Origin of the sequence: Staphylococcus sp. FSL W8-1270 (assembly GCF_038007165.1) — a bacterium.
GTDB lineage: Bacteria > Bacillota > Bacilli > Staphylococcales > Staphylococcaceae > Staphylococcus > Staphylococcus hominis.
In genome coordinates this window covers 778865-804900 of sequence record NZ_JBBOWQ010000001.1, presented here as the reverse complement: position 1 = coordinate 804900, position 26036 = coordinate 778865, and the positions used below count along the sequence as shown (strand labels likewise).

The window sequence follows — 26036 nt, the reverse complement described above, 5'->3', positions numbered from 1 at the left end:
GAACTTATTCATATTTAGCTCTTTCTCCACCAATTTTTTTTGGTCTTGAAGTAGCGATTGTAACTGTAGCTTCACCAACTTTTTTAACGCTTGTTCTCAACGGAACACAAACATGATTAATGTGCATTCCAATAAGCGTTTGACCAATATCAATACCTTTAGGCACTTTTATATATTCAATGACTATTGGATCTTTCATATGTTGATAGGCATATGTAGCAAGACTTCCTCCTGCATGAACATCTGGTACAACAGTTACTTCTTCCATAGTAAATGGATTATAATCTTCACGCTCAATTGTAATCGCCCTATTAATATGTTCACAACCTTGAAACGCAAATGAAACGCCCGTTTCACGTTTTATACGTTCCAATTCATTAAAAATAGTTTCAGCAACTTCCATTGAACCAACTGACCCAATTTTTTCCCCAATTACTTCAGAAGTTGAACATCCTATCACACAAATCTCATCTTTTTTGAAAAACGATTGAGTTTTCAATTCATCCAGTAAAGTTGTAAGTTCTTGCATATTATTTCACCTCACTTGCAAAGATAAAAAGAAGCATAGCTGACAAGCTATACTTCTTTATTATAACTTATTTATTACTCAACTTATACTATTAGCGTAATATTTCTCTTTATTCTTCGTGTTTCAATTTGCTAATAAGAGAATATAATTGATTAAATGTGTGACGATAGGTATCTATGCTACCGCCAAATGGATCATCTATTTCACCTGTTTCTGATACATACTCACATAATGTATAAATAGGATATTCTGTCCCAAATTGACTGATTAACTGTCGTTTATGACTATTGGTCATCGTTAAAATTAAATCACTTTTTAAGTCATCTTGACTGAATATTTGAGATACAGAGGGTTCTGGTAAATTATTTTCTAAAATAACTTCTAATGCTTCAGGAGTAATGGATTGTCCATTCATTGCAAATAATCCACGTGATTGAATAGAATAGTTAGGTAGAAGCGCTGTAGCTATACTTTCAGCAATAGGACTTCTACAAGTATTTCCAGTACATACAAATATTATCTTCATAATTCTCTTCCTTTAACTATTTGATTTCCCGTTGCTTTTAGCATACGATTCATAACTGCTTCAGAACCTTCAATATTATCAAAAGTATAAATAAATGCTTTTTTTATTCGTTCATCATCATCAATGTCATGTAAAATTTTATATAAGTTATGATTAGCCCCTTTAACATCTCTTTGATTTTCACAAAGAGAGATAAATATACCATCTTTAGGTACATACTTTTTCATACTAGAAGGTAAAACAAATGCTAACCCTGATTCATTTAACTCAGAAATAGGTTGTGTCAATTCAGTTAACATATATACAGGTGTTTTAGGTGCATAGTGTTTATATTTCATACCTGGTGCTATGGGACGTTCTAATTGATTATAATCATATTGAATGACGCTGTGAGGTACCACCTGATTAAGCATTGTTTGAGTAATTGATCCTGGTCTTGCTATTCTAAAAGGAAATTGGGTACAATCTAAAACTGTACTCTCCAAGCCTTCTTCACTTTGATCGCCATTCACAATACCATCTATTTTTCCATTTAAATCATTATAAACATGTTGAAATGTCGTTGGAGAAGGTCTTCCACTTATATTTGCACTGGGTGCTGCGATTGGTAAATCAACATATTCTAATATTGCTCTTCCAATTGGATGACTTGGCATTCTTACAGCAATAGAATTAAGACCACCTGTCACTTTCTCACATAAATATCCTTGTTTTAAAGGAAGAATAAACGAGATTGGGCCAGGCCAAAATGCATTCATTAATTTCTTAGCTTCCTTAGGGATAGTTGATACAAATGCATCCATTTGTGATTGCTTGTAAATATGAACAATCAGTGGGTTATCAGACGGGCGTCCTTTGGCTTTATAAATGTTTTCTACTGCCTGTTCATTTTTAGCATTGGCACCTAAACCGTACACTGTTTCAGTAGGTATCGCAATTAGGCCACCATTTTCATAAATAGTTTTTATTTCTGCTAATTGAGAAAACGTGTGGGGATCTTGACTATAATCTTTCATATTCCATATATTTGTTTTCACTTTGATCACACCTTTCACATATGTGAAATTATTAAAGAAAAAGAAGTGGGTTAGAAAATAATACATTTCTTTCCCACTCCACTATTACCACTTAAATGAAATCATTCTATTTAATCCGTTAATATCTTTCAAGAGATTTACATTCACATGCGGATATTTATTTATAATACGTGCTTTTAATATTTCTCCTTGATTATATCCAATTTCAAAAGTTACATAAGCCCCTTTATTAAGTACTTTTGGTAAATCATCTAGAATCATCTCATAAATTTCATACCCTTCATCCTCAGCAAATAACGCGATATGAGGTTCATACTTTACTACCGTATCTTCCATATCTTTCATCTCAGTTTGATCAATATAAGGAGGGTTTGAAATTAAGCCATCTAATTTAATATTTTCTTTAATAAGTGGTTTAAGGGCGTTACCTTTTAGAAATCTGATATCCGCTTTTAATTGATGTGCATTATCAGATGCTACCTCTAGAGTATCTTCAATAAGATCTGTGGCTATTACATTTAAGGTTGGATTTAGTTTTTTAAGTACAATTGCAATCGCTCCACTGCCTGTTCCTATATCAGCAATTGTACTTCCATCTTTACAATGCTCTAAAAAATGAAGCATAACTTCTTCTGTTTCTGGACGTGGAATAAGACATTGAGAATTTACTTGTAATTGATATCCATAAAATGATTGAAAACCAACAATATATTGAATAGGCTCTCCTAATAACATACGGTCTAATGCAAGTGAAAATTTTGCTTCTTCAGCTTGAGACATCTCATCATACATATGCATTAAATAATCAGTCCTAGACCATTTAAATAAGTCTAACATCAGCCATTCCGCTCTAGATTGCTCAAATCCTTTTTCTTTTGTTAATTCAATCGCTTCTTGTAAGGTATCTTTAAAGCTCGCCATTATTTAGTTCTTTCAGTTTTTCAGTTTGCTCAGAAAGTGTTAATGCATCAATAATTTCATCCAATTTACCTTCCATAATTTGGTCGAGCTTTTGTAAAGTTAAACCAATTCGATGATCTGTCACACGACTTTGAGGATAATTATAAGTTCGTACACGTTCAGAACGATCTCCTGTCCCTACAGCTGATTTACGTTGAGCTGCATACTTTTGCTGTTCTTCTTGTAATTTCATATCATATAATCGTGCTTTTAATACTTTTAATGCTTTTTCACGGTTTTGAATTTGTGATTTTTCTGAAGACGTTGCAATAATACCGGTTGGAATATGCGTAATACGCACAGCAGAGTCTGTAGTATTAACGTGTTGACCACCAGCACCACTTGAACGATACGTATCAATTTTCAAGTCTTCATTACGCACTTCAATTTCTACATCTTCAACTTCAGGTAATACAGCTACAGTCGCTGTAGATGTATGAATACGTCCTCCAGATTCTGTTTCGGGCACACGTTGTACACGATGAGCACCATTTTCAAATTTCAACTTACTATAGGCACCATTACCTGAAACTGAAAAACTGATTTCTTTATATCCACCATGATCACTTTCTGCCGCTTCAACAATTTCAGTTTTAAAATTTTGAGATTCCGCATATTTTGTATACATTCTTAATAAATCGCCTGCGAAAATAGCTGCTTCATCTCCACCAGCTGCTGCTCTAATTTCGACAATAACGTCTTTTTCATCGTTTGGATCTTTAGGAATTAACAAGAATTTAAGTTGTTCTTCTAATTCAGGAAGTTCACTTTTTAATCCAGATGCTTCTTCTTTTAACATTTCAATTTCTTCTTTATCATCTGTTTCAGTTAGCATTTCATCTATTTCTGCTACTTCTTCTTTTTTACTTTTGTAATCTCTATAAACATCTACTGTTTTCTGTAAATCAGCTTGCTCTTTAGAATATTTTCGTAATTTATCTGGATCGTTGACGATTTCTGGATCACTTAACATTTCATTTAACTGTTCATATCTTTCTTCAACAATATCTAATTGATCAAACACTATATTTCCTCCTTGTCATTGATGCTAGGTGCTACAATATGATGTGCTCTGCATCTTGGCTCATAACTTTCATTTGCTCCTACTAATATAATTGGGTCATCAATTCTTGCTGGTTGTCCATCGATTAAACGTTGCGTCCGACTTGATGACGAACCACATACTGCACAAACGGCTTGTAATTTGGTCACTTGTTCACTTACAGCCATAATTTGAGGCATGGGGTCAAAAGGTTCACCTCTAAAGTCCATGTCTAAACCTGCTACTACAACTCTATGACCCTCTTCAGCTAGCTTTTCTACTATATGTACAATTTCATTATCAAAAAATTGAATTTCATCTATCCCTATGACATCAAATTGAGATAAATTTTGTAATAGTATTTCTCTAGCTGTTGAAATATTAATGGCTTCTAGTTCATTACCATCATGTGATACAACTTTTTCTTTATGATACCGGTCATCAATAGCCGGTTTAAATACGATTACTTTTTGTTTAGCATAAATTCCTCTTCTTAATCGACGAATTAATTCTTCCGATTTACCACTAAACATACTTCCAGTAATGCATTCAATCCAACCAGAATGGTAAGTTTCATACATTATAAGTTCCACCTTTTTCAAAACATAATCGCTTAATTATATCATATTTTCGTTTATTATAAATGAGTTTATTACTGGGTTATCATTGAACAAATGAATAAAATAGTTTAGAAATAAAAAAATACCTGCTTAATTCTATACATAATAGATTAGGCAGGCATTTTAAGTTCAAAATTAATTGTTGTTTGATTTGAGACCAAACTTTTTGTTGAAACGTTCCACACGACCATCCGCAGCAGCGAATTTTTGACGTCCTGTGTAGAATGGATGTGAATCAGATGATACATCTAAGCGAATAACTGGGTATTCGTTACCATCTTCCCATTCCATTGTTTCTGAAGAAGTTTTAGTAGAACCACTTAAGAATTTAAAGTTAGTTGTTGTATCTAAAAAGATGACTTTGTGGTAATCAGGATGAATTCCTTGTTTCATTTTTTTCAGCTCCTTTGCCCTGAACCATCTGGAACAGAGTTATTTGTGAGTTTTTACCCAATACTGTGTAATTATAATAGTTATTGAAGGAAAACGCAACCCTCAATCATATATTTTAGATAATTGGTTTTCCTGTTTTTGTACTTTCAGCGGCTGCCTTTTGCAATTGTTCAAAAAATTCTTTGTTATTTTCTGAACGTTTTAATTTTCTTATAAAACGCTCTGTAAAATCGGTAGAATCAGTAAACATATTTCTAAGTTGCCATAATGAGTCTAATTCGGACTTGCTAATTAATAATTCTTCTTTACGTGTAGAACTACGTCCAATATCAATAGCTGGGAATATTCGACGTTCGGATAATTTACGATCAAGATGAAGTTCCATATTACCTGTACCTTTGAACTCTTCATAAATCATATCATCCATACGTGAACCTGTATCTACTAAAGCTGTTGCTAAAATAGTTAGGCTACCACCTGCTTCAATATTACGCGCAGCACCGAAAAATGCTTTAGGCTTATGTAAGGATGCTGGATCCAAACCACCTGACAATGTTCTACCACTAGGCGGGATAACAAGATTATATGCTCTTGCTAAACGCGTAATAGAGTCCATCAAGATAATGACATCTTGTCCTATCTCTACAAGACGTTTTGCTCTTTCTAGTAATAACTCTGCTACCTTAACGTGGTGTTGAGGAGGTTCATCAAAAGTGGAATGTACTACTTCTGCTGACTCTACTGAACGCTCTATATCAGTTACCTCTTCAGGTCGTTCACCTACTAATAATATAAATAATTTAGCATCTGGTTTATTTGTACTAATTGCATTTGCAATTTCTTTAAGTAATGACGTTTTACCAGCTTTAGGAGGAGCAACAATAAGACCACGTTGACCTAAACCAATTGGAGTAACTAAATCCATAATTCGAGTAGAATAGTTTTGAGGCTCTGTTTCAAGAATAATTCTTTCCTCTGGGTATAACGGAGTAAGTGCTTGGAAATGAGGACGTTTTTTTACAACTTCTGCATTTTCATCATTAACAAAGTCAACTTGTAGAAGTCCATAGTATTTTTCATTGTCTTTAGGCTTTCGTACTTTTCCAGTTACTTTATCGCCTCGTTTAATTTCAAAACGTCTAATTTGACTCGCTGATATATATATATCTTTTTCACCTTTAGAATAATTAACGGTTCTTAAGAAACCATATCCATCAGGTTGTATATCATCTAAAACACCCTCCATATAGTAATTTCCATCTTTTTCCATTTGAGCTTCCATAATTGCCAAGACAAGCTCACTTTTATTCAATTTACTATAATTAGTTAGTTTTAATGATTTTGCTTTTTGCGTAAGTTCTTTTGTCGTATAATTTTTATACAATTCATGAAAAGATTCATATTGTGGTGATGTTCGTTCTCTTTCAGGCATAAATTGCACCCATTTCTTATATTTTTATAAAAATCATCTAGCTACTAGCATTGTCAAATCATCTAAATGATTATAACTTAAATGTTTTAAACGTTAGCATCTTAAATACTAGAATTAATATAGCAAATTTTTAATTTAATTACAAAATGATTTTATTAAATTTCAAAAAATAAAACAGCTCATGGAACTAAAACAATTCCATGAACTGTATTTATATTAAAATATTTCATTATACTTAATTATTTAAAATAACCAGCAATTGATTTTACTTCTAAGAACTCTTCAATTCCGTAGTCGCCCCATTCACGACCGATACCAGATTGTTTATAACCACCAAATGGTAAATAAGGTTCGTTTGGAGATTCATTAATTTGAATTCTACCTGCCTCAATTGAACGTGCTACTTTTTGAAGTGTTTCTTTATCTTTACCAATTACATATCCTGCTAAACCATATTTAGTATCATTAGCAATTTCGATTGCTTCGTCTAAATCATTATATGTGATTACTGAAACAACTGGACCAAAAATTTCTTCTTGTGCAATAGTCATATCATTTTTAACATTTACAAAAATAGTTGGTCTAGCAAAATAACCTGTATCTAATCCTTCTGGTTTACCTGGACCGCCATATAATAATTCAGCGCCTTCTTCAATACCTTTATCAATATAAGATTGTACTGTGTCGAATTGTTTTTTACTAATGATTGGTCCTACTTGAGTATTTTTATCAAGTGGATCGCCAACTTTAACATTACTAAACTCTTCTTTTAAGGCAGTTAAGAATTCTTGTTTAATACTTTCTGGAACTAAGATTCTTGTTCCTGCAGTACATACTTGACCAGTATTATTAACAACCTTTCCAGTTGTAGCTTTTGCAGCTTCTTTAATATCTACATCGTCAAGTACGATATATGGTGATTTGCCACCTAATTCAAGAGATACTTTTTTGATATCTTTAGCTGCTTTTTCCATAATTTTAGAACCTGTAGCTCCAGAACCAGTGAATGACATCATTCTAACTTTAGGATGTTCGCTTAATGGATTACCTACACCTTCACCATCACCATTAACTAAGTTAAATACACCTTTAGGAACGCCTGCTTTTTCAAAGATTTCAGCTAAAATTATTGCAGCAAATGGTGTTTCTTCAGAAGGTTTTAACACAACTGGACTACCTGCAGCAAATGCTGCTGCTAATTTAAGAGATGTTTGATTAGTTGGGAAATTCCATGGTGTAACTAATCCAGAAACGCCAATCGCTTCTTTAGTTACCAAATCATCTCCACGACGTTCTTCAAATTCAAATGAATCTAAAGCTCTACGTGCTTCTGAAAAGTGTTGTAAACCCATTTGATAATGAACATTTTCTGAAACAGTTAGTGGAGCACCTAACTCTGCAGTAATTGCTTCAATAATATCTTGTTTTCTATTTTTATATTCTTCTACTATTCTATCTAGTAGTTGTTTTCTTTCTTCAACTGAACTATGGCGAAATTCTAAATATACGTCATGAGCAGCTTGAACCGCTTTTTCTACGTCTTTTTCATTACCTTTTGCAACTTTTCCAATAACTTCTTCTGTTGCTGGATTAATTACATCAATTGTTTCGTTACTTTCACTATCAATCCATTCACCATTAATATATTGTTGAGTATAATTTCTCATCAATGATTCACTCCTTAAGAATGTGTATGTCTAATATATATCCGATTTGATGTTATTTAAACATAATTAAAAGGTTAAAGTTTATATAAACTCCAACCTTTTAACTATATTATTTAACTGAATCGTTATGTTCTAATGTGACGTAATCTCTAGCCCATGCTTCAATTGGTCTTAAAGCCTCAGCAAGTGCTTTTCCTTTATCGGTTAACTCATAAACGATAGAAACAGGACGTGTAGAAATGACTTTTTTGTCTACTAATTCCCACTCACCTAATTCTGTAAGCTTAATACTTAATGCACGTGGAGTAATTGTTTTTAAATCCCTTTTCATATCGGAAAAGTGTGCAGTATAATCAGCGCATCGAGATAGGTAATTAATGATTAAACCGTTCCAACTTCTACCAACAATTTTAAAGGTTTCTTCGAGATATGGACAGATTTCCATTGTCTTCACCTCTATTCAAAACTTCTTAAACATTGCAGGTATTTAATATACTTCAGCAATTAATATATTTAAGTATATCAAAAATAATTAAACTTGTTCAGTCCAAATATCCGCACCTAAATCTTTAAGATGTTTAACGATATCTGTATATCCTCTATAAATATGTTTAACATTATAAATTGTTGTAACACCTTCTGCTAGTAATCCAGCAATAATCAAGCAAGCTCCTGCACGTAGATCACTCGCATATACTTTGGCACCTTGAAGTTTAGAAGGTTTAATTGTTGCAGTACCAGTAGACGTATCTGCTTCAATACTAGCTCCCATATTTTTGAGCTCTTCTACATGGCGGAAACGAGCTGGATATATCGTTTCTGTAACGAAAGATGGACCATCTGTCATAAATAATAAAGGCGTAATAGGTTGTTGTAAGTCAGTAGCAAATCCAGGATATACTAATGTTTTAATATCTACATTTTTATATGATGATTTACCTTTAATTACTATTTGTTCTTTATCATCATCGATATCAATATCAACACCTAATTCATTTAGTTTAACTGTGAGCGCTTCTAAATGTTTAGGTACAATATTTTTAATTGTTACTTCGTCACCACAAGCAGCGGCAATACACATATACGTTCCCGCTTCAATTCTATCAGGAATCACTTGATATTCAGCTCCATGTAACTCTTCAACACCACTGATTTTTAGAGTACTCGTACCGGCGCCTTTGATATTTGCGCCTAAGCTATTTAAAAAGTTTGCTACATCTACTACTTCTGGTTCTTTGGCAGCATTTTCAATCGTTGTTTGCCCTTTTGCATGAACAGCTGCAAGCATAATGTTGATGGTTGCACCAACACTTACCATATCTAAAAAGATGTTGGCTCCGTGCAATTCTTTTGCTTCTATTTTCATTGATGTATCACTTGATTCATCAATTTCAGCACCTAAAGCTTTAAATCCTTTAATGTGTTGATCAATTGGACGTGGGCCCAATGGACAACCACCTGGTAAACCAATCACACATTTTTTAAAGCGACCTAACATGGCTCCCATCATGTAATAAGAAGCACGTAAAGATTCAACTTTGTTATTTGGTAACGGTGCATTTTTAATGTCTGTTGTATCAACTTCTAATGTTTTACCATTAAGATTTGTTTTAATATTTAAATCTTCTAATAAACTCACTAGTGTTTCAACATCTGAGATTTGCGGTAAACCGTCAATTTTCACTTGTCCTTGCGCTAATAGAGTAGCTGGAATAATAGCTACGGCACTATTTTTTGCACCACTAATTGTAACTTCACCCTTTAGTGGTTGACCACCTCGGATTTTAATTACTTCTTGACTCATTTATTTTTTCTCCTTTATTCGCCTTTTGTAAAATTATACATAATTCGCATTATAAATTATATATTATTTATTTGTAAAATACTAACTTTTAAAAAAACTTAGCAATTATAATATTAATATCCAAAAATCTAATATTTCATATAACGGATTGATAACACTATTATAAATCAATTTAAACAATTATTTAATTCTGTTTTTTCATAAATTTTAAAAAGAGATAATTTATTTTTTATAAATCATGAGTCAGTAATTGATTAACATTCAGCATGACTAACTTTATACAAATACTTTAATAATATATCGTAAAATTTTTGTATAAAATAAAAAAACTGTCAACAAAGCGAACACTTTGCTGACAGTTCAGGTTGCCTTAACCTTTAATAATAATTATTTTATTTAGCGCGATTAGACGTACCAAACTCTCTAATTTTGCCTTTTACTGTTTCTTTAATAGCTTCACGTGCTGGACCTAAGTATTTGCGAGGATCGTAAACTTCTTTATCATTGTTCAATACATCTCTAACAGCTTTAGCTGAAGCAATTTGATTTTCAGTATTTACATTAATTTTTGCAGTACCATAAGGGATTGCTTTTTGAATATCTTTAGTTGGAATACCTGTACCACCATGTAAAACAAGTGGTAATCCAGTTGATGCACCAATTTCTTCCATTTCTTTGAAGCCTAATTTAGGTTCGCCTTTATAAGGACCATGTACTGAACCTAATGCTGGTGCTAAAGTATCAATACCAGTTCTTTCGACTAATTCTTGACATTCTTTAGGATCAGCATAGATGATACCGCCTACAACATCATCTTCTTGTCCACCCACTGTTCCTAATTCAGCTTCAACTGACACGCCATGTTGATGTGCATATTCTACTACTTTAGAAGTAATTTCAATATTTTCTTCAAATGGACTATGTGAAGCATCAATCATTACTGAAGTAAATCCAGCATCAATAGCTTCTTTACATTTTTCAAAACTTGAACCATGATCTAGGTGGATAGCTACTGGTATAGTAATGTTTAAATCATGCATTAAACCTTCTACCATTTTAACTACTGTATAAAAACCACTCATATAACGTGCAGCACCTTCGGAAACACCTAAGATCACTGGCGCGTTCTCTTCTTGAGAAGCTTCTAAAATAGCTTGTGTAAATTCTAAGTTATTTAAGTTGTATTGACCAACCGCATAACCATTTTCTTTCGCATCGATTAACATTTCTTTCATTGAAACTAATGGCATGAAAGTTCCTCCTTGTATCCAATTACATAAATTTTCAAAAATTATTATAGCAGATAATATTTTTTATTGCATGCTTAATTTAAAAATAATTGATAACTTTTGAAGCTTCATTGCATAAAATATTATATTTCATTACAATACTAATGAAATGGAGGATAATCATGTCAAAGATACTACAAACACAATTAACGGGTATATTTAATCGTTTAGAAGACCAAGCGTTAGACATACAAATGGCTGCTCAATGTTTAATCCAAGCTATTGGTGGAGAAGGATATGTATATATTAATGGTTATGGAGATTTAAAATTTTTTGAAACTTTTATATTAGAAAGTGATGAAAAATTAAATTCTAGTAAAAAATTGAGTGAATTAAACAGTTTAAATGATTTAGACACAACTGATCGTGTATTTTTATTCTCTCCTTTTTATACTAAGGAGGTTGCTCAAGATGTTCAACAATTAATAGACAAAGATATTGATTTTGTATTAGTATGCAATCGTCCTAAACAAGAAGATTTCCCTGAACATCTTATGCATTTTGTAAACTTATCAACTCCGCGTCCGATTGTATATACTGAGGATTACGATAAAATTGTACAACCTCATACAATGGCGTTTAATTACATTTACTATGATATATATACACAAATGATTGAAATGACTAGAGACTTGGAATTATAAATTAACTTTATAATCATTAGCGCCTAACATGTACAACCTTTATCTTCTATATAAATTGATATAAATGAAGCGGAATAGACTACTTTTAAAGTCTATTCCGCTTCTATTTTGATATTTTAATTTTGTTGGTGTTTATAAGCAGCTTCTACAAAAGCTTTGAAAATTGGCTGTGGTCTATTAGGTCTAGATAAGAATTCCGGATGGAATTGACAAGCAATGAAGAAATCATTTTCTGGAATTTCTACCATTTCCACTAAACGACCATCTGGACTAGTACCAGAAAAGACCATTCCTTTATCTTCTAATTGTTCTCTATAAGCATTATTAAATTCATAACGATGACGATGACGCTCTTCAATATTTGTTTCATTATAAATGTCATGTGCCAAAGTATGATCTTTAATAGTACATGGATAAAGACCTAAACGTAATGTGCCACCTAAATCTTCGATATCTTTTTGTTCAGGTAACAAATCAATAATTGGATATGGTGTATTTGGATCAAGTTCTGCTGAATGAGCATCTTTAAGTCCTACAACATTTCTTGCAAATTCGACAGTTGCTAATTGCATTCCTAAGCAAATACCAAAATAAGGTATATTATTTTCCCTTGCATATTTGATAGCTGAAATTTTACCTTCACTTGCTCTAAAACCAAAGCCACCAGGAACTAAAATTCCATCAACATCACTTAAATAACTCTCTACATTTTCGTCTGTCACTTCACTTGAATCAATCCATTTTACTACAACATCTTTTTTCAATGGATAACCTGCATGTTTTAGTGATTCCACCACTGACAAGTATGCATCTTGTAAACTTACATATTTACCAACTAAGCCAATAGTAATCGTACCATCTAATGAATTAACGGTATCTAATAAATATTGCCATTCATCTAATTGTGTATCGTATTTAGCATCTAAATCTAAGCGTTTAATTACAATATCGTCCATATTTTGAGCACTTAATTGTAATGGGATTTCATATAATGACGATGCATCTCTACATTCAATAACACTTTCTTTATCTATATCACAGAATAAAGCAATTTTATCTTTTAAATCTTGAGTCATTTCATATTCTGTTCGAACAACAATTAAATCAGGTTGAATACCTAAACCACGTAATTCTTTTACACTATGTTGTGTTGGTTTAGTTTTCATTTCTCCAGCTGCTTTAATGTATGGAAGTAATGTACAATGAACATACATAACATTCTCACGGCCAAGGTCACTTCTAATTTGGCGAATAGCTTCAATAAATGGAAGAGATTCAATATCACCTGTTGTACCGCCTATTTCGGTAATGACCACATCCGCATTTGTACTTTCTCCAGCTAATAATAAGCGTTCTTTAATTTCATTTGTAATGTGTGGAATCACTTGAACTGTTCCACCTAAATAATCTCCACGACGTTCTTTTTTTAGCACATGTGAATATACTTTACCTGCAGTGACATTCGAATATTTATTTAAATTGATATCTATAAAACGTTCATAATGTCCTAAGTCCAAGTCAGTTTCAGCGCCATCATCTGTAACAAATACCTCTCCATGTTGATAAGGACTCATTGTACCAGGATCAACATTTAAATATGGATCAAATTTTTGAATTGTTACTTTAAGTCCTCTGTCTTTTAACAATCTTCCTAGAGAAGCGGCTGTAATACCTTTACCTAAAGATGAAACTACTCCGCCGGTTACAAAGATAAATTTTGTCATTGTCTGACCTCCTAATTTATTAAGGGTTGCTTCCTTACTCTATCTCTACAAAATTTAAACATTTCCTAAAAATAAAAAAATCGCTCCCTCTCACAAATTTGTAAGGGGAGCGTATAACATTTATACACGTGTCCTAATTAAAGGAGCCCGAATAAAATTTTAACATTTTTCATTCAAAAGTCAATTAAAACTAATATTTAGTCATTAAAATCTTCTGCGTCTTCAAATGCTTCTTCTTCACCTTCAGCGATGTCATCATCTTCATCTTCTTCAATAACGATATCTGAACCGTCAATATCTTCTTCATCATCATCAGCATTATCTAATGTTTCTTGGTCATCCGTTTGAGCTGGAATATCATCATCATCATCCATTTCATCCTCACCAAGTAACTTAAGATTTTCATCTTCTTCATCATCGTCATCAAGAATATCAAATTTTTGAATTGTTGGTGCAATTTTTTCTTCAATATCATCTACTGAATACCAATCACGTAATCCCCATTGATTTTCACCAACATTTAAGAAACGTCCATCTGTATTTAAGTCAGTATAAAATTGTACAATACGATTTTCAATTTCATCATATTCATAATTACCGAGACTTTTAAATTCGTCAATAATATCATAGAGATTCATTGTTGACCCTTTATCGTGTAATAAAGTATAAGCCATATCGATAAATGATTTTTCATCAACCATTTCTTTAGTATAATCTTGAATTTTCATTATAACTAAACTTCCTTTCAAAGGATTTTATTATCTTTACATTGCTTTTATTAATAGTAACAAAGATAAATTATAAATGACATTTTATGATTTCGCAATTGCTATTCAATTAGTAATTAATATATTTTTTGAAAATAACTAAGTCATCTGATTGATCTGTCTCAACAAAGCCGCTACTAATACATAATGGCTTAAGTTCATTATTTTCCCCAAATAATGTAATACCTATACTTCTTATTTCTTTAAAATGTTTACGTACATATGTAGGAAGTTGTCTTAAAGCACTCCCAGCAATCCCCTCTTTTCTTTGATCTTTATAGACTTCTATTGCAGCGATGTTTAGATGAGTATCTAGATGTTCGAGTGCAATAAATCCAACTTTTTGATCATCTTTTAATAAATCAATAATTTGATACATTGCAATATTTGAATTTTTATTCTCAACTAATTTCAATGACGATACATGTTTAGAATCCAAATCTAAATAGTATAAACGTTCTTTACCGATGGGTCCTTCTTCTTTAGTAGCAGTATGCATGAATCCAGCACGTTCATATACATTCCATGCCCCTTCATTTTCAGTATCAACAACTAAATATAAATGATTGAAATCTGGAAATAATAGTTGAACATATTGAGGTAAATACATCATCATAGTTGTACCATAGCCTTGTCCTTGAAATTTTTCATTAATAGACAATGATCGAACATAAACGACATGCTCAGGTGTATCATATCCTTCATGTTGATAATACTGATGAAGTATGAAGAATCCTACTACATCTCCATTTTCATTAATGGCAATATTAGCTACTCGATTTTCATCTTTTAAAGCATCTTCTAATACAGATTTAGGTAATGATGAATAAATTTGTTGTCGTTCGCTTAATTCAAAGTTTAAGACATCATCGCGATATTGTTCTTCAAATTCCTGAATTGTAATATTTTCAAATTGCTTTACTATACTCATAAAATTAACCCCTATATCTCAAAGTTGTTTTAATAATATCATATATAACCTTTAAATCTTATAAAATAATCTATTTACTCTAATATTTACTATTTATTTTATAATATTGTAAAATAATTGCAATTCGTCAAAATTATTATAGTATTAACATGTCATATATTAATTTTAGAGGTGAAAAAAATGAGAGTAGGTATCGATGCCGGCGGTACATTAATTAAAATAGCAATGGAAGATGATACACACCGTACATTGTCAACTGAATTAACAACAGATATAAATAAAGTCATTCAATGGTTAAACCAAAATGAATTCGAAAAAATCAATTTAACAGGTGGTAACGCAGGCGTTATTGCTGAAAACATCAAACAATCATCCCAAATATTTGTTGAATTTGATGCTGCTTCAAAGGGATTAGGTATTTTACTTAAGGAGCAAGGCCATCATATTAATCAATACATATTTGCAAACATAGGTACTGGTACATCTTTACACTATTATAATGGTCACCATCAAGAACGTGTAGGCGGAATTGGTACGGGTGGCGGAATGATTCGAGGTTTAGGTTATTTATTGACTGAAATATCTGATTATGAAACACTTACAAATCTCGCTCAATCTGGAAATAGAGATATTATCGATTTAAAAGTTAAACATATATATAAAGATTCTGAACCGCCTATTCCTGGTGAACTCACTGCTGCAAACTTTGGCAATGTACTAAATAATATGAATGAACATTTTACTAACTCAGATAAATTAGCATCTGTCGTGGGTGTCGTTGGCGAAGTGATTACAACGATGGCGATTACAGTAGCTCGTGAATGTCAAACAAAAAATGTTGTTTATATTGGGTCTTCTTTTAATAATAATCCCTTACTACGAAAAGTTATTGAGGATTATACTGTTTTACGAGGATGTCATCCTTTTTATATTGAAAATGGTGCATTTTCAGGTGCAATCGGTGTCCTTCATTTAAGCTAATTCAAACTAAAAACATTAACATAAAAATCCCAATAGATTTCTTAAAAAAGAAACCTATTGGGATTTGATTTAAAATGATAATTCATTAGATACTTTTTGTGGAGAAACAATGGTGCCTACGACTCCAGGTTTTAAGTCTACTGCGACAGCTTGATCATTATCTCTTAATTTATCAAGCCATTCACTAAATACACTACCTTCAATTTCGATTAAATCACATTCTTCAAAATCTTTATCACGAACTTTTCGTGCCCGATTTTTAATACTCCATACAGGCATAATATTAGGTTTTTGATTTTCTTTATCACTAATAAGAATAAATCTTTTTTCCCCTTTACGTGTTAAGCCAAAAACATGATTTTCTTTTGAAATATCTTTTGCAAATTCTTTAAGACGAATTTTGTCTAATTCAGACATGAGTTCATTCATCATGTCTACAACTTTGACAATATGTCCCTCTTCTTTACTTGAAGTATTGATTAAAATTTTATCACTTTCATCAAACAATTCATCCATATCATACGTAACGAACGTATCAATATCAATATTTAATAGTCGATCAAATTGAATGTCTGAGTGATTTAAATACTCTTTTGCGATGTCTTCATTCGTCCACATTCCTGTGTAATCACCATCTTCATGATGAATACGAATTAATTTTTTATTTTTACTAGCCAAAATAATGACTTCATTAATTAATATCTCTTTGAAATAGTCATTATGCTTATATTCCATTACAAACCCTCTCTCTTAATATACTAATTAAATGTTAAATTATATTAAAATTAACGTCAAACATCCATATTTTTTTTTATAATTAATTTAACCTATACTCTAACTTAATTAGTATCATCAAGTTCACTAATAAATGCTTGTTCTAATTGTTCAACTTCTTCTTTAGAATCAGCATTCCATATACATCCAAAGCGAGAATTCACTTCATCTTTACCAAACCAATCACCGTCATAATACGAAAGAGGATAAAGCACGCCTTGTTTAACATATTTTAAAATAACATTGAAGAAACGAGTATTATCTCCTCTTGAAAAATAACTATAAAATTTTTGATAGTTAGGATTTAATTCATCTTGTAATAGTAGCATGCTTGTCGAACCATTTTGTCTAAAATTCAAATCTATAGCAAATACATTATCATTTTCATCTAATAATAAATCAAATCCTGCCACACCAATAAAGCCTAAGTTCACTCCATTTTGCATAATTTCACGACCAGCTTGAATCACTTTTTCTGGAACATCATGCACATTTTCATTTCCTGCGTATAGACCATATTTATCAGTAATTTGATGGGCAGTACCTAGATAGGTGATACCTATTTCTTTAGAATATGCAAATTGGACACAATAATTTTTAACTGCTTCTATTTTTTGTTCAATGATTAAATTATCGGTAGCATGGGCCGCTTCAAATATTCGTTGAGTTGCTTTTTCTAAGTCTTCGTCGTTATAGCAAATCATTACGCCATAACCACCTGCAGTTGGTAATTCATCTCCTGGCTTAATTACAAAAGGATAATCCCAATCTTTGATACGACCTTTGAAATCTCTAATTGACACAATTTCACGGTCTGGTAAATATTTATGATTTGTCCATTCAGGAATACGTGATTTATTATTTAAAGCTACAAAAACGTCTTTATCAATGGCATACGCTTCGTCATCTACTATGTCATTGTTTTCGATATATTGAAAATATATTTTTTTCCCTTCTTTATTGATAATCTCTTGTAACAAGCGTTCATACGTTTCACGATCTCTAAATGTATAAAGATGCTTTGGTATTTTTTTACCAATAAAATCAAATAGTTGTTGTAACTTATCTGTAATACTCGCTTCGTGTACAACAATCGGCATATCCTTAGCGATAATCATTTCACGACCAGTCAAAAAATTAGACTGATGCTCTTCTGTTGTGAGCCAAGGATTCAATGCATAAGAAGGCCTTGAATTATATACAATATTTTCATTATACAAATCACTTAACGTTAACTTTGGAACACTATATTCATTTTTCATTTATTTACCCCTTTATTTGAGAATGTTGCTCTACAACCTCATCAAATAGTTTTTTATTTTCAATTAATTCTAGTCCCATAAGAGCAATAATTTTTGCGCCTCGAATCAAAGCTTGATCACCATGAACACTTGCAGCTGCTTCTCTAAAACGGTGTGTATGACCTACTAAATTTCTTGAACCAATTTTAACATGTGGATGAATCGTAGGAACTATATGACTAACATTTCCTGTATCTGTCGAACCAAAACCAAAATCATCATAACTTACTTCTTCGCCAACTTCTATGGCGTATTTTTCAAATAATTCGTCTAGTTTAGGTGTTTTTATAAATTCATTTACACCATTTTGAATAGGACCAAATTCATAGTCACAACCCGTTTGGATGGCTGCACCTCTTGCAATTTGATTAACACGTTCTGTTAAAATATCAAGTTCTTTTCTAGTAGTGGCACGTGTATAAAATCTCGCATGTGTATAATCAGGTATAATATTAGCAGCTTTACCTCCATCTAAAATTACACCGTGTACACGATGACTTTTCTTAATATGTTGACGTAATTGAGCTACACCATTGAAATAAGAAATCATCGCATCTAATGCATTTAAAGCCTCATCCGCATTTTCTGAAGCGTGGGCGCTTTTACCATAAAATTTAATATCAAGCACATCAACGGCTAATGTATTTATCGTTGGATATGTTTCATTTCCAGGATGAATCATAAGTGCAATGTCAATATCATCAATCACACCGGCTTTTACATATGAAGCTTTTGCACTTCCATTTTCTCCACCTTCTTCGGCAGGACATCCTAATACAACTACTTTTCCACCAACATGATCGATGACTTGTTTAAGTGCTATTCCTGCTAATACACTTGCTGTCCCAATGATATTGTGGCCACATGCATGACCTAAACCAGGTAAAGCATCATATTCAGCTAAATATCCTATAGTTGGTCCTTCTTTTTCAGACTGGTAAGTTGCAATGAACCCAGTAGCATGTCCGGCAATATCCGTTTCTATCTCAAAATCATTTGCTCTTAATTGATCAATCAATGTTCTTGATGCAAATATCTCTTCATTGCCTAACTCAGGACGCTCGTGTATACGATGGCTTATTTCGACATAATCGTACTTTTTATTCTCTATATAGTCTAATATCTCTTGTTTACTACTCATCAATCTATACTCCTTTTATACACGAATATTAATATCCATATTTATTTAGACATCAAGTCAATCCATTTCTTGATGTATCTTTAAATTTAATTATTACTTATTTTATCGGATTTACTATAGATTGTCATCACATTCATTTGAATTTACAAAATTTTCTTACAATAAGCATTTGAATTACTTGATTAAGAAAATTGTAAATGATTAGCACTCTTGTTACAATCATATTATTCAAGCAATGTATTTATAGGAGGAAATAAATATGACTAAAATGAACGTTGAAAGTTTTAATCTTGACCATACAAAAGTAGTTGCACCATATATTCGCTTAGCAGGCACAATGGAAGGGATTAATGGAGACGTTATCAAAAAATATGATTTACGTTTTAAACAACCAAATAAAGCGCATATGGATATGCCAGCGCTACATTCATTAGAACATTTAATGGCTGAAAATATTAGAAATCATTCTGATAAAGTTGTAGATTTAAGTCCTATGGGTTGTCAAACTGGTTTTTATGTTTCATTTATTGATCACGATGATTATGAAGATGTATTAAATATTATTGAAAAAACTTTAAATGATGTGTTAGAAGCTACAGAAGTTCCTGCTTGCAATGAAGTTCAATGCGGTTGGGCTGCTAGTCATTCTCTTGAAGGTGCTAAAGCACTCGCAAAAGAATTCTTAGATAAGCGTAATCAATGGGACGACATTTTTGGTGAAGGCAAATAATTAATAATTAAATAAACAATACCCTACCTAAATGCTTTAGGTAGGGTATTGTTTATTTAAGTTTTATTATAATTTTTTTACAATAGCTATTAAAATGAATTGAAGTGGTAATCTTAAGTATAATGCCCACTTAGGAATAGATTTATTTCCTAATGGTAATTGCTTTCTTGCCATGTAAATGTTTCCTGGAAAAACCGCAAGTAAAAATGCATTAATACCTTTTTTCAACCAATCCGCAGGTTTTTTAGCTAATAACATAACTCCAAAGAACATTTCAAATACGCCTGTCACTAAAACTGCTGTTTTTCGTAATGGTAAATACTCCGGTACAATCGATCTAAATTGACGTTCCTTTGTAAAATGTAGTATTCCTGCTGTTCCAAATGCTAAACCTAACAAATATCTCATTATTTTCATAATTATTCAACTCCCATTTCTTTTAAATAACTTTTTCCGTATTTTGGCAATTCAACATTGAAATTATCTGCAATTGTTGCACCAATAGAACTAAATGTTGTATCTCCTGATAATTCATGGTATGCATCTATTTTAGGGCTAAACATAAGCACTGGAATATATTCTCTAGTATGATCTGTTCCCTCTGCAATTGGATCATTACCATGATCAGCAGTAATAATCACTAAATCATCTTCTTGTAAATTATCAATTAATTCTGGTAAGCGTTCGTCAAAATCTTTAATGGCTTGTGCATAACCTTCTTTATCACGACGATGACCATATAAAGCATCAAAATCAACAAGATTTAAGAAACTTAATCCATTAAAGTCTTTTTTGACAACTTCTATTAACTTATCCATTCCATCCATATTATTTTTTGTACGAATGGCTTCAGTTACACCTTCGCCATCATAGATGTCATTGATTTTACCAATAGCAATAACATCATAATCACTATCTTTTAATGTATTCATAACAGTTTTACCAAATGGTTTTAAAGCATAATCATGACGATTAGATGTACGAGTAAAGTTTCCTGGTTCACCAACATATGGACGTGCAATAACACGGCCAATTAAGTACTTAGGATCCTTAGTTAATTCACGAACCTTTTCGCAAATATCATACAATTCTTCAAGTGGGATAATATCTTCATGTGCAGCAATTTGAAGTACTGGGTCTGCACTAGTATAAACAATTAAATCCCCTGTTTTCATTTGATGTTCGCCTAATTCATCAATAATTGCAGTACCTGAAGCAGGTTTATTTGCTACAACTTTTCGACCTGTCATTTCTTCAATCTCTTGAATTAATTCGTCAGGAAATCCATTTGGATAAACTTTAAATGGTTGCATGATATTTAGTCCCATAATTTCCCAATGTCCTGTCATCGTATCTTTTCCAACAGAAGCTTCACTTAATTTAGTATAAAAAGCACCTGGTTGTTCAACTTTATTGACTACTGGCAAATCTTCAATATTACCTAATCCTAATTTTTCTAAATTAGGTAATGATTGGTTAAAACCTTCTAACGTGTGTTTTAATGTGTGTGAACCTTCATCATTAAAAGCTGCAGCATCAGGTGCTTCACCAATACCTACTGAATCCATGACAATTAAATGTACTCTTTTAAATGGTGTCGTCATATTTAACACTCCTACTCTGTAATTATTTTATGAATTAATGTTGGTGTTTTTGCTTGCGCTTTAATTTCGATACTTTCGTCAAGTTTCTTAATTACATCATCAACATTTTCACGATTACTGTGAATCGTTAATAAAGACTCTCCTTCATTGACGTTGTCTCCTACTTTCTTATTCAACACAATGCCAACACTTAAATCTATGTCATCTTCTTTCGTTTGTCTTCCCGCACCTAACATCATTGAAGCAACGCCAATTTCATTAGCAATAAGCTCTGAAACTACACCACTTGATTTTGCTTTATAATCAATTTGATATTCGGCAGTCGGTAATAACTCCGGTGAATCGACAACTGAAGCATCGCCACCTTGATTTTCTAAAAATGTTTTGAATTTATCTAATGCTGAGCCATTTTCAATGGCTTCATTGAGCAATTGACGCGCCTCTTCAAGTGTACTTGCTCTTTCAGCAAGTACGACCATTTGTGAACCAAGCGTTAATACTAATTCAGTTAAATCTTCAGGTCCTTGACCATTTAATGTATCAATCGCTTCTTTTAATTCTAAAGCATTCCCAATCGCACGACCAAGTGGTTGGCTCATATCTGAAATAATAGCCATTGTATTTCTACCAACATTATTTCCTATGCTAACCATAGCATGTGCTAAAGCCTCGGCATCTTCTAATGTTTTCATGAATGCACCATTTCCAGTTTTAACATCTAGGACGATTGCATCAGCACCCGCGGCAATTTTCTTACTCATGATAGATGATGCGATTAGAGGAATAGAGTTAACTGTTCCTGTAACATCTCTTAATGCGTATAGTTTCTTATCTGCAGGTGTTAAATTGCCTGTTTGTCCAATCACTGCAACTTGATCTTCATTAACAAGTTTAATGAAGTCCGCTTCAGAGATTTCAACATGAAACCCATCAATAGATTCTAATTTATCAATCGTACCACCCGTATGTCCTAAACCACGGCCACTCATTTTGGCAACTGGCACTCCCACTGCAGCTACTAATGGTGCCAACACTAATGTCGTCGTATCTCCAACGCCACCAGTTGAGTGTTTATCTACTTTAATACCATTGACTTTTGATAAATCAATAACATCACCTGAATTAACCATTGCCATAGTTAAAGCTGCACGTTCTTCTTCATTCATATCTTGGAAGAAAATCGCCATAGCTAAACTTGAGGCTTGATAATCTGGGATATCTCCTTCCGTGTAGCCTTTGATAAAGAATTCAATTTCCTCTTTAGATAATGATTTTCCATCGCGTTTCTTTTCAATAATATCTATCATTCTCATCATTCTGAACTCCTCTCAAAATAAGCTGTTGTATCTGTATGCTGTTACATCAACTGCATGATTAATAATCAGAATCTGACTCTAAACCTTGAATAATTTGGACACCAGCACTCGCACCTATACGTGTAGCGCCTGCGTCAATCATTTTATTGAAATCTTCTAAATTACGTACGCCACCTGAAGCTTTAACCTCTAATTCGTCTCCCACAGTGTCTTTCATTAATTTCACATCTTCTGGTGTAGCGCCTCCCCCAGCAAAGCCAGTTGATGTTTTAACGAAATCTGCACCAGCAGCTTTTGCTAGTTCACTTGCTTTCACTTTTTCATCGTCTGTTAAAAGAACAGTTTCAATAATAACTTTCACTATTTTTCCATTAGCTGCGCCAACTACGCCTTCGATATCTTTTTGAACGTCTTCATATCTTCCATCTTTAAGTGCGCCTATATTGATAACCATATCAATTTCTGACGCGCCATTTTTAATCGCATCTTCTGTTTCAAAAATCTTTGTAGCGGTTGTTGTAGCTCCAAGTGGGAACCCAATCACTGTACATACAAGCACATCAGAATTCACAAGCTGTTCAGAAGCATACTTAACGTGGGTTGGATTAACGCAAATCGATTTAAAATGATACGCCTTAGCTTCAGAAATAATTTTATCAATCTGTTGACGTGTTGATTCCGGTTTTAAAAGTGTATGATCAATATATTTTGAATATTCCATAAAAATTTCCTCCAATGTATTGCTCGAAAGCCAACTGTATTAACATAATTTATATGTTTCTCTCATTTATATAGTACAAAAATTCGCAAAAATTTTAAACAAATGTTATCTTTATTTTGAATAAAAATGTTAAGGAGAAGATATTCATGACAAACGGTACACCTCATATTCAACCTAATGGAACTAAAATTGCTAAAACAGTATTAATGCCTGGGGATCCATTACGTGCAAAATATATTGCTGATAACTTTTTAGAAAATGTTGAGCAATTTAATGAAGTACGTAATATGTTTGGATACACTGGCACATATAAAGGTAAAGAAATCTCAGTAATGGGTTCAGGTATGGGTATTCCAAGTATTGGAATTTATTCGTATGAGCTTTATAATTTCTTTGATGTTGATACAATTATTCGAATTGGTTCATGTGGTGCATTACAAGAGAATGTGAATTTATATGATGTCATTATTGCTCAAGCTGCTTCAACTAATTCAAATTATGTAGATCAATTTAATATTCCTGGTCACTTTGCTCCAATTGCAGATTTTGAGTTAATTACTAAAGCTAAACAAGTTGCTGATGATATCGGAGCAGTTACACATGTTGGAAATATTTTATCATCAGATACGTTTTATAATGCCGATAAACATTTTAACGATAGTTGGAAGAACATGGGTATCTTAGGTATTGAAATGGAATCAGCTGGCTTATATTTAAATGCAATTCATGCTGGTAAAAAAGCATTAGGTATTTTTACTGTAAGTGATCATATCTTAAGAGATGAAGCTACATCAGCTGAAGAACGTCAAACATCATTTACTCAAATGATGGAAATTGCTTTAGAAATCGCTGAATAATCACTTATCAATGTTAATATTAAAAGTTAAAAGAGCCATTGTAGACGTTTTATCGTCCACAATGGCTCTTTTTAAAATAGAATATTTAAACTAAATAAGATTTAAACATCCAATTATGTTTATCTACTGATGTTTGCATGCCAATAAACATATCTTCTGAAACATCGTCTCCTGCTTCTCCTGCAACTTCAATTGCTTTTCCAAGTTGTTTAGAAATTTGAGTTAAATCTTCAGAGAAAGCTTTAACCATTTCTTCAGCAGTGTAATGTGTTTCTGCTTCTTTTACAATTGAAAGTTCTAAACTTTCTTTTAATGTTGCTACTGGGTTACCTCCAATTGCTAAAATACGTTCTGCTAAATCGTCTACATATTGACTAGCTTCATTGTATAATTCTTCAAATTTTTCATGTAATGAGAAGAAATTAGGACCTTTAACATACCAATGGAAGTTGTGTAATTTTGTATATGCTACTGTCCAGTTTGCTACTTGTTGATTTAATTCTTTTACTACATCTTGTTGAGTCATCGAATCTCTCCTTTTTTGTACTTTTATACAGTCAAGTCTCTCTTTTACAATCATAATTATATTATAATAATTATAATCTGTAAAGTCATTTTACACACGCAATTAAAAAACATTAATACTTATGAATAAATATATAGAATCATTATCAAAAGCTTTATAATATATAATCAAAATATATAGATATTATCAATTAAAAAATAGTTTTCTCATTTATTGTCTATCATCATCAATAAAGAATGATTTTTCATATGCGTTTGGTTTATGCCAATGTGTTTTCCACATTTTATCTCTATTATTAGCAAACAGTCGATAACCTAAATTTCTTATTGGTAATGGCATTACTCTAAGTAGTATGCCTAACCATTTTTTACTACTTAATGTTGTGATTAATTTTGCTACTGCAGTAGTCTCGTAATATAAACGATCTCCTTCTTGTAGTATCACACTATTTTTATTTTTAGCTTCGGGATGTTGTTTAAATAAATGTTGTCCCGCCTCTCCTTTTAAAGTCGCAAACTCATAATTTTTAGGTAAACCATGTTGTATTAGCCAAATACAATAATTATAACAATACACACAATTTCCATCGTAATAAACGATTGGCATGTTCCGTCACCTTCCTTTTTAACCTATTTAATATATTCCTTTTACAAGGACTCATTAAACACAGAAAAAGTGGATATAGAATTTATTTCAAATTCTATATCCACTTTAACTAAT

The 26036-nt window shown here is 32.2% G+C and carries 28 protein-coding genes; 4 read left to right on the top strand and 24 right to left on the bottom strand.

The annotated features are described in order from the left end of the window. Window positions 1–4 precede the first annotated feature (4 nt). The 12 genes from NSU06_RS03990 to fdaB form a co-directional block, all read right to left on the bottom strand. On the bottom strand, window positions 5–529 hold the full coding sequence (locus tag NSU06_RS03990; protein ID WP_019835610.1) for a TIGR01440 family protein: 525 nt from the start codon (window positions 527–529) through the stop codon (window positions 5–7). 109 nt (window positions 530–638) lie between these two features. Then, the gene (locus NSU06_RS03985; protein ID WP_150885397.1) at window positions 639–1055 is read right to left on the bottom strand and encodes a low molecular weight protein arginine phosphatase; all 417 of its coding nucleotides are present in this window, start codon (window positions 1053–1055) and stop codon (window positions 639–641) included. Next, on the bottom strand, window positions 1052–2092 hold the full coding sequence (locus NSU06_RS03980) for an L-threonylcarbamoyladenylate synthase (protein ID WP_019835609.1): 1041 nt from the start codon (window positions 2090–2092) through the stop codon (window positions 1052–1054). Before NSU06_RS03980 ends, NSU06_RS03985 begins: the two co-directional genes overlap by 4 nt. 84 nt (window positions 2093–2176) lie before the next feature. Beyond that, a complete protein-coding gene (gene prmC, locus NSU06_RS03975) occupies window positions 2177–3013 on the bottom strand; it encodes a peptide chain release factor N(5)-glutamine methyltransferase (protein ID WP_017175123.1) in 837 nt (278 codons plus the stop codon). Next, window positions 3000–4076 (bottom strand): peptide chain release factor 1, encoded by a 1077-nt coding sequence (gene prfA / locus NSU06_RS03970; protein WP_019835608.1) that lies wholly within the window; start codon window positions 4074–4076, stop codon window positions 3000–3002. Before prfA ends, prmC begins: the two co-directional genes overlap by 14 nt. After that, window positions 4076–4675, bottom strand: coding sequence for a thymidine kinase (locus NSU06_RS03965; protein ID WP_017175121.1), 600 nt, complete (start codon window positions 4673–4675; stop codon window positions 4076–4078). The genes prfA and NSU06_RS03965 overlap by 1 nt, the downstream gene beginning before the upstream one ends. Before the next feature lie 174 nt (window positions 4676–4849). Beyond that, complete coding sequence (locus NSU06_RS03960; RefSeq protein WP_002448672.1) at window positions 4850–5107, bottom strand: type B 50S ribosomal protein L31; 258 nt, start codon at window positions 5105–5107, stop codon at window positions 4850–4852. Between the two features lie 115 nt (window positions 5108–5222). Continuing rightward, a complete protein-coding gene (gene rho / locus NSU06_RS03955; protein ID WP_017175120.1) occupies window positions 5223–6539 on the bottom strand; it encodes a transcription termination factor Rho in 1317 nt (438 codons plus the stop codon). A 239-nt stretch (window positions 6540–6778) separates the two neighbouring features. After that, a complete protein-coding gene (locus NSU06_RS03950; protein WP_017175119.1) occupies window positions 6779–8206 on the bottom strand; it encodes an aldehyde dehydrogenase family protein in 1428 nt (475 codons plus the stop codon). A 109-nt stretch (window positions 8207–8315) separates the two neighbouring features. After that, a complete protein-coding gene (locus NSU06_RS03945; RefSeq protein WP_002488141.1) occupies window positions 8316–8651 on the bottom strand; it encodes a winged helix-turn-helix transcriptional regulator in 336 nt (111 codons plus the stop codon). Between the two features lie 87 nt (window positions 8652–8738). Next, window positions 8739–10010 (bottom strand): UDP-N-acetylglucosamine 1-carboxyvinyltransferase, encoded by a 1272-nt coding sequence (locus tag NSU06_RS03940; RefSeq protein ID WP_019835606.1) that lies wholly within the window; start codon window positions 10008–10010, stop codon window positions 8739–8741. A 392-nt stretch (window positions 10011–10402) separates the two neighbouring features. After that, complete coding sequence (gene fdaB / locus NSU06_RS03935; protein WP_002448638.1) at window positions 10403–11260, bottom strand: class IIb fructose-bisphosphate aldolase FdaB; 858 nt, start codon at window positions 11258–11260, stop codon at window positions 10403–10405. 161 nt (window positions 11261–11421) lie between these two features. Here fdaB and NSU06_RS03930 point away from each other — a divergent pair, with 161 nt between their 5' ends. Next, the gene (locus NSU06_RS03930) at window positions 11422–11943 is read left to right on the top strand and encodes a DUF2529 domain-containing protein (RefSeq protein WP_019835604.1); all 522 of its coding nucleotides are present in this window, start codon (window positions 11422–11424) and stop codon (window positions 11941–11943) included. A 116-nt stretch (window positions 11944–12059) separates the two neighbouring features. Here the strand turns inward: NSU06_RS03930 and NSU06_RS03925 are convergent, their stop codons facing one another. From NSU06_RS03925 to NSU06_RS03915, 3 genes are all read right to left on the bottom strand, one after another. Continuing rightward, window positions 12060–13667, bottom strand: a complete 1608-nt coding sequence (locus NSU06_RS03925) for a CTP synthase (RefSeq protein WP_019835603.1) — start codon at window positions 13665–13667, stop codon at window positions 12060–12062. A gap of 197 nt (window positions 13668–13864) precedes the next feature. After that, on the bottom strand, window positions 13865–14395 hold the full coding sequence (gene rpoE / locus NSU06_RS03920; RefSeq protein WP_049414159.1) for a DNA-directed RNA polymerase subunit delta: 531 nt from the start codon (window positions 14393–14395) through the stop codon (window positions 13865–13867). Window positions 14396–14504: 109 nt separating this feature from the next. Continuing rightward, complete coding sequence (locus NSU06_RS03915; RefSeq protein WP_049414157.1) at window positions 14505–15365, bottom strand: GNAT family N-acetyltransferase; 861 nt, start codon at window positions 15363–15365, stop codon at window positions 14505–14507. A gap of 180 nt (window positions 15366–15545) precedes the next feature. Between NSU06_RS03915 and coaW the strand changes: the two genes are divergently transcribed. Further along, window positions 15546–16346 (top strand): type II pantothenate kinase, encoded by an 801-nt coding sequence (coaW, locus tag NSU06_RS03910; RefSeq protein WP_017175114.1) that lies wholly within the window; start codon window positions 15546–15548, stop codon window positions 16344–16346. A gap of 69 nt (window positions 16347–16415) precedes the next feature. Here coaW and NSU06_RS03905 read toward each other — a convergent pair whose 3' ends face one another. From NSU06_RS03905 to NSU06_RS03895, 3 genes are all read right to left on the bottom strand, one after another. Further along, window positions 16416–17081, bottom strand: a complete 666-nt coding sequence (locus NSU06_RS03905) for a DUF2750 domain-containing protein (RefSeq protein ID WP_017175113.1) — start codon at window positions 17079–17081, stop codon at window positions 16416–16418. A 104-nt stretch (window positions 17082–17185) separates the two neighbouring features. Beyond that, entirely contained in the window at window positions 17186–18382 is a 1197-nt protein-coding gene (ldmS, locus tag NSU06_RS03900) for an L-aspartate--L-methionine ligase LdmS (RefSeq protein WP_037541099.1), read from the bottom strand. Window positions 18383–18386: 4 nt separating this feature from the next. Next, window positions 18387–19562 (bottom strand): M20 family metallopeptidase, encoded by a 1176-nt coding sequence (locus tag NSU06_RS03895; protein WP_017175111.1) that lies wholly within the window; start codon window positions 19560–19562, stop codon window positions 18387–18389. A gap of 259 nt (window positions 19563–19821) precedes the next feature. Between NSU06_RS03895 and NSU06_RS03890 the strand changes: the two genes are divergently transcribed. Further along, the gene (locus tag NSU06_RS03890) at window positions 19822–20292 is read left to right on the top strand and encodes an S-ribosylhomocysteine lyase (protein WP_049419941.1); all 471 of its coding nucleotides are present in this window, start codon (window positions 19822–19824) and stop codon (window positions 20290–20292) included. Between the two features lie 66 nt (window positions 20293–20358). Here the strand turns inward: NSU06_RS03890 and NSU06_RS03885 are convergent, their stop codons facing one another. From NSU06_RS03885 to deoC, 4 genes are all read right to left on the bottom strand, one after another. Then, window positions 20359–20709 carry a DoxX family protein gene (locus NSU06_RS03885; RefSeq protein WP_017176095.1) on the bottom strand — a complete coding sequence of 117 codons (351 nt, stop codon included), beginning with the start codon at window positions 20707–20709 and terminating at the stop codon, window positions 20359–20361. Between the two features lie 2 nt (window positions 20710–20711). Continuing rightward, the gene (deoB, locus tag NSU06_RS03880) at window positions 20712–21896 is read right to left on the bottom strand and encodes a phosphopentomutase (RefSeq protein WP_019835529.1); all 1185 of its coding nucleotides are present in this window, start codon (window positions 21894–21896) and stop codon (window positions 20712–20714) included. Window positions 21897–21907: 11 nt separating this feature from the next. Next, window positions 21908–23209 (bottom strand): pyrimidine-nucleoside phosphorylase, encoded by a 1302-nt coding sequence (locus tag NSU06_RS03875; RefSeq protein WP_017176093.1) that lies wholly within the window; start codon window positions 23207–23209, stop codon window positions 21908–21910. 61 nt (window positions 23210–23270) lie between these two features. Further along, window positions 23271–23933 (bottom strand): deoxyribose-phosphate aldolase, encoded by a 663-nt coding sequence (deoC, locus tag NSU06_RS03870; RefSeq protein ID WP_017176092.1) that lies wholly within the window; start codon window positions 23931–23933, stop codon window positions 23271–23273. A gap of 146 nt (window positions 23934–24079) precedes the next feature. Between deoC and deoD the strand changes: the two genes are divergently transcribed. Further along, window positions 24080–24790 (top strand): purine-nucleoside phosphorylase, encoded by a 711-nt coding sequence (deoD, locus tag NSU06_RS03865; protein WP_017176091.1) that lies wholly within the window; start codon window positions 24080–24082, stop codon window positions 24788–24790. Between the two features lie 85 nt (window positions 24791–24875). On the opposite strand, the gene NSU06_RS03860 is transcribed toward deoD, so the two are convergent. Both NSU06_RS03860 and NSU06_RS03855 read right to left on the bottom strand, forming a co-directional pair. Beyond that, window positions 24876–25316 (bottom strand): Dps family protein, encoded by a 441-nt coding sequence (locus NSU06_RS03860; protein WP_017176090.1) that lies wholly within the window; start codon window positions 25314–25316, stop codon window positions 24876–24878. A gap of 210 nt (window positions 25317–25526) precedes the next feature. After that, complete coding sequence (locus tag NSU06_RS03855; protein ID WP_019835530.1) at window positions 25527–25922, bottom strand: thiol-disulfide oxidoreductase DCC family protein; 396 nt, start codon at window positions 25920–25922, stop codon at window positions 25527–25529. Between the last annotated feature and the right edge of the window lie 114 nt (window positions 25923–26036).

What these genes read in the sequence shown, in the direction of transcription:
- NSU06_RS03890 (WP_049419941.1), top strand. Translation starts at nt 19,822, where the DNA reads ATGACTAAAATGAACGTTGAAAGTTTTAATCTTGACCATACAAAAGTA.
- NSU06_RS03965 (WP_017175121.1), bottom strand. Translation starts at nt 4,675, where the DNA reads ATGTATGAAACTTACCATTCTGGTTGGATTGAATGCATTACTGGAAGT.
- prmC (WP_017175123.1), bottom strand. Translation starts at nt 3,013, where the DNA reads ATGGCGAGCTTTAAAGATACCTTACAAGAAGCGATTGAATTAACAAAA.
- NSU06_RS03855 (WP_019835530.1), bottom strand. Translation starts at nt 25,922, where the DNA reads ATGCCAATCGTTTATTACGATGGAAATTGTGTGTATTGTTATAATTAT.
- NSU06_RS03895 (WP_017175111.1), bottom strand. Translation starts at nt 19,562, where the DNA reads ATGAGTAGTAAACAAGAGATATTAGACTATATAGAGAATAAAAAGTAC.
- NSU06_RS03860 (WP_017176090.1), bottom strand. Translation starts at nt 25,316, where the DNA reads ATGACTCAACAAGATGTAGTAAAAGAATTAAATCAACAAGTAGCAAAC.
- NSU06_RS03925 (WP_019835603.1), bottom strand. Translation starts at nt 13,667, where the DNA reads ATGACAAAATTTATCTTTGTAACCGGCGGAGTAGTTTCATCTTTAGGT.
- deoD (WP_017176091.1), top strand. Translation starts at nt 24,080, where the DNA reads ATGACAAACGGTACACCTCATATTCAACCTAATGGAACTAAAATTGCT.
- coaW (WP_017175114.1), top strand. Translation starts at nt 15,546, where the DNA reads ATGAGAGTAGGTATCGATGCCGGCGGTACATTAATTAAAATAGCAATG.
- NSU06_RS03875 (WP_017176093.1), bottom strand. Translation starts at nt 23,209, where the DNA reads ATGAGAATGATAGATATTATTGAAAAGAAACGCGATGGAAAATCATTA.
- deoB (WP_019835529.1), bottom strand. Translation starts at nt 21,896, where the DNA reads ATGACGACACCATTTAAAAGAGTACATTTAATTGTCATGGATTCAGTA.
- deoC (WP_017176092.1), bottom strand. Translation starts at nt 23,933, where the DNA reads ATGGAATATTCAAAATATATTGATCATACACTTTTAAAACCGGAATCA.
- NSU06_RS03985 (WP_150885397.1), bottom strand. Translation starts at nt 1,055, where the DNA reads ATGAAGATAATATTTGTATGTACTGGAAATACTTGTAGAAGTCCTATT.
- NSU06_RS03950 (WP_017175119.1), bottom strand. Translation starts at nt 8,206, where the DNA reads ATGAGAAATTATACTCAACAATATATTAATGGTGAATGGATTGATAGT.
- rpoE (WP_049414159.1), bottom strand. Translation starts at nt 14,395, where the DNA reads ATGAAAATTCAAGATTATACTAAAGAAATGGTTGATGAAAAATCATTT.
- NSU06_RS03990 (WP_019835610.1), bottom strand. Translation starts at nt 529, where the DNA reads ATGCAAGAACTTACAACTTTACTGGATGAATTGAAAACTCAATCGTTT.
- NSU06_RS03930 (WP_019835604.1), top strand. Translation starts at nt 11,422, where the DNA reads ATGTCAAAGATACTACAAACACAATTAACGGGTATATTTAATCGTTTA.
- NSU06_RS03945 (WP_002488141.1), bottom strand. Translation starts at nt 8,651, where the DNA reads ATGGAAATCTGTCCATATCTCGAAGAAACCTTTAAAATTGTTGGTAGA.
- ldmS (WP_037541099.1), bottom strand. Translation starts at nt 18,382, where the DNA reads ATGAAAAATGAATATAGTGTTCCAAAGTTAACGTTAAGTGATTTGTAT.
- NSU06_RS03915 (WP_049414157.1), bottom strand. Translation starts at nt 15,365, where the DNA reads ATGAGTATAGTAAAGCAATTTGAAAATATTACAATTCAGGAATTTGAA.
- rho (WP_017175120.1), bottom strand. Translation starts at nt 6,539, where the DNA reads ATGCCTGAAAGAGAACGAACATCACCACAATATGAATCTTTTCATGAA.
- NSU06_RS03960 (WP_002448672.1), bottom strand. Translation starts at nt 5,107, where the DNA reads ATGAAACAAGGAATTCATCCTGATTACCACAAAGTCATCTTTTTAGAT.
- NSU06_RS03905 (WP_017175113.1), bottom strand. Translation starts at nt 17,081, where the DNA reads ATGGAATATAAGCATAATGACTATTTCAAAGAGATATTAATTAATGAA.
- NSU06_RS03885 (WP_017176095.1), bottom strand. Translation starts at nt 20,709, where the DNA reads ATGAAAATAATGAGATATTTGTTAGGTTTAGCATTTGGAACAGCAGGA.
- fdaB (WP_002448638.1), bottom strand. Translation starts at nt 11,260, where the DNA reads ATGCCATTAGTTTCAATGAAAGAAATGTTAATCGATGCGAAAGAAAAT.
- NSU06_RS03940 (WP_019835606.1), bottom strand. Translation starts at nt 10,010, where the DNA reads ATGAGTCAAGAAGTAATTAAAATCCGAGGTGGTCAACCACTAAAGGGT.